This window comes from Mesorhizobium sp. M7A.F.Ca.CA.001.08.2.1, from assembly GCF_003998455.1.
Classification (GTDB): Bacteria; Pseudomonadota; Alphaproteobacteria; order Rhizobiales; family Rhizobiaceae; genus Mesorhizobium; species Mesorhizobium ciceri.
In genome coordinates, this window is the sequence record NZ_RZPW01000823.1 from 1 (window position 1) to 2,617 (window position 2,617).

Consider the following 2,617-nt stretch of genomic DNA (forward strand, 5'->3'; position numbering starts at 1 on the left):
GGCCCACCGCGCCGCCCGCCGTCAACACCCACCAGATGGCGATGCCGGCGACGAGACCGCAGAGATTGAGCGCGAGACCGCGATAGTCGATACCCCGATCCTCGTTCGAGCCGCCGCCGGAGCGTGTCGTCTTCGACGCTTCGCTCATCGCGACACCCCCGAATAGAAAAAATGGTCGAGCGCCGCCGCAGCAGCACCGATGGCGCCGGCACCTGGGCCAAGGCTCGACCGCTCGACCCGCAGCACGTCGCGCATCGGCGGCAGGACGCGTGGCGGAACGCCCCGCCTTATATGATCGATGAAGCTTTCCGGGGCTTCGGCCAGGTGACCGCCAAAGACGATCAGATCGGGATTGAGCAAATTGGTCGCCGTCGCTATGGCCGTCGTCAGATGCCGGAGCGCCGCGTTCCAGACGTCGGGATATTTCTCCACCGCGGCCAGCAGGCGCCTGGGATGAGGCGTGTCGATATGGGCGGCGCGGGCCAGCGCGCGCTCGGACAGAAACGTCTCCAGGCAGCCCGCATTGCCGCAGGCGCAACGCTCGCCATCCTCGACCACCTGGACATGGCCAAGCTCGACGGCCCCGTAGCCGCCGGGACGGAACGGCATGCCGTTGATCACCAGACCGGCGCCGAGGCCGGTGCGCAGATAGATGTAGAGCAGCGCGGTCGTGTCGCGCCCGATGCCGTAGCGCGATTCCGCCAGCGCCATCGCGCTGACATTGTGCTCGACCACCACCGGCATGCGCAGCGCCGTTTCGAGTTCGTCGGCGAACGGCACGTCCTTCCAGTCGTAATTGACCGACTGCAGGTTGCGGCGGCGCTTGGTGTCCACCGGTCCCGGCACGCCGAGCCCCAGGCCGATCAGGCGCGAACGGTCGACTCCGGTCTTCTTGATCAATTGCTCGACGATCCGCACCACCATGCCGATCACCGCGGCGGGTTCGCTGGTGGCGGTGTCGAAATGCTGCGAGGCCATGGCTTTCGAGGCGGCCCTGAGGTCGGTGATGGTCGCGTCGATCGTTCCCGCGCCAATGTGCACGCCAACTACGGACAGGGCGTCGGGCACCAGCGCGACGCCGATCGCCGGCCGGCCGACGGGTGCATCGCCGGCAGTGGCCTGGTTGAGCTCGACCACGGTGCCTTCCCGCAGGAGATGGGCCGTCAGATGGGTCAGGGCGGTGGGTGACAGCGAGGTGCGCCGCGCCAGTTCGGCGCGCGACTGCGGACCGTCGTCGCGCAGGATTCGCAGGATCGCTCCGTGGTGCGCGCCCATTCTTCCTCCCTATTATTTTCTAATGTTAATAAATTAATTAAGCCTGTCAAGCACGGCAAAGCGCGGCTTGCGACTGGCATCGATGCACCTGGCTTTCACCCTACCCTGCCGCTGGAGTAGGGGCATTGACGCGAAGGGAGATAGCGGGGAAGGCAAGGCCGGCATGAGCAGGTCGAAGATCAGCCAAGCGGAGACGGCCACCTATGCCGCTTGGCTCCCGCGCGCGCTAAGCTGCGGTGGCAGCCGAGCGCTTGAACAGGATGGTCACCCGCGTGCCCTCGCCGGCGCTCGACGTCACGTCGAACTCCGCCTTGGCATTCTCGGTCAGCGAGCGGGCGATCAGCGCGCCGAGTTTGCCGCGCTTGGGCCAGCTCTCGCCGTCCGGCAAGCCAATGCCGTCATCGGCGACCACGATGCGGCAGCCATCGCCGTCAACGATGCTGTGCAGCGTGATCGTGCCGCCGTCACGTCCCTGGAAGGCATGTTTGAGCGCATTGGTCAAAAGTTCGTTCACCACCAGCCCGGTCGGCATGGCGACATTGATCGACACCGGATAGGTGTCGACCTTCATGTCGAGGCGGATGCCCTCGACCGCATGCGAGTTCATCACCGCCGACGCGATCTGGCTGAGATAGACGCCAAGATCGACCTCATCCTTTTCATCGTCCCCCGACAGCGTCTGGTAGAGGATTGCCAGCGCATCGACGCGACCTGCCAGCCTCTCGAAACGCTTCTGATCCGGTTCGGCCGCGTTGCGCGTCTCCATCCGGATCAGTGCGGTGATCATCTGCAGATTGTTCTTCACCCGGTGCTGCAATTCGCGCAGCAGCGTGTCCTTCTCGCGGATGCGCTCGTCGATCGATCGCGCATCTTCGGTTTCGCCATGGGCCGAAACGTCGACCAGCGCCACCAGCCGGAAGCAGGCCTTGCCATTGTCGTCCTCGATGACGTTGGAATAGACGTCGACGATAGTCGGTTGGCCTTCCTTCCGCTCCAGCCGGAACGTGCCGATGAAATCAGTGTCCTCGACCACGGCCTCGAACAGCGGCCGGTCCTTCTGCTTGTGCAGGCCGGTGCCGGAAAGCGCCGCCCAGTGTTGGCGAGCGAGCATCGCCGCCTTGAGGCCGGACAGTTTCTCGAATTCCGGATTGGCATAGACGACACGCTCCTTCGAACCCAGGTCCGAGACGGCAATGGCGATCGGCACCTGGTCGAGGAACTTCTTGAACTGTTCGCTTTCGAGCGCGCTGGCAAGGTCCGGCGTTTCGAGCAGCTGCCCGACCGCTTCGGCCTTCTGTGTATCGGATGTCATCTGCGGCGCCTGTGCTGTGTGGGCACCATC

Annotated in this window: 2 protein-coding genes; both read right to left on the minus strand. The window is 64.8% G+C overall.

Annotation, left to right across the window (positions count from 1 at the left end; all coding sequences use genetic code 11):
- Nucleotides 1-144: 144 nt before the first annotated feature.
- A complete protein-coding gene (locus EN914_RS31540; RefSeq protein ID WP_024501675.1) occupies nt 145-1,275 on the minus strand; it encodes an ROK family transcriptional regulator in 1,131 nt (376 codons plus the stop codon).
- Between the two features lie 226 nt (nt 1,276-1,501).
- A complete protein-coding gene (locus tag EN914_RS31545) occupies nt 1,502-2,587 on the minus strand; it encodes a sensor histidine kinase (protein WP_013530685.1) in 1,086 nt (361 codons plus the stop codon).
- Between the last annotated feature and the right edge of the window lie 30 nt (nt 2,588-2,617).

Bases quoted from the DNA above. Each gene is read 5' to 3' on its own strand.
- EN914_RS31540 (WP_024501675.1), bottom strand. From the start codon at position 1,275: ATGGGCGCGCACCACGGAGCGATCCTGCGAATCCTGCGCGACGACGGT.
- EN914_RS31545 (WP_013530685.1), bottom strand. From the start codon at position 2,587: ATGACATCCGATACACAGAAGGCCGAAGCGGTCGGGCAGCTGCTCGAA.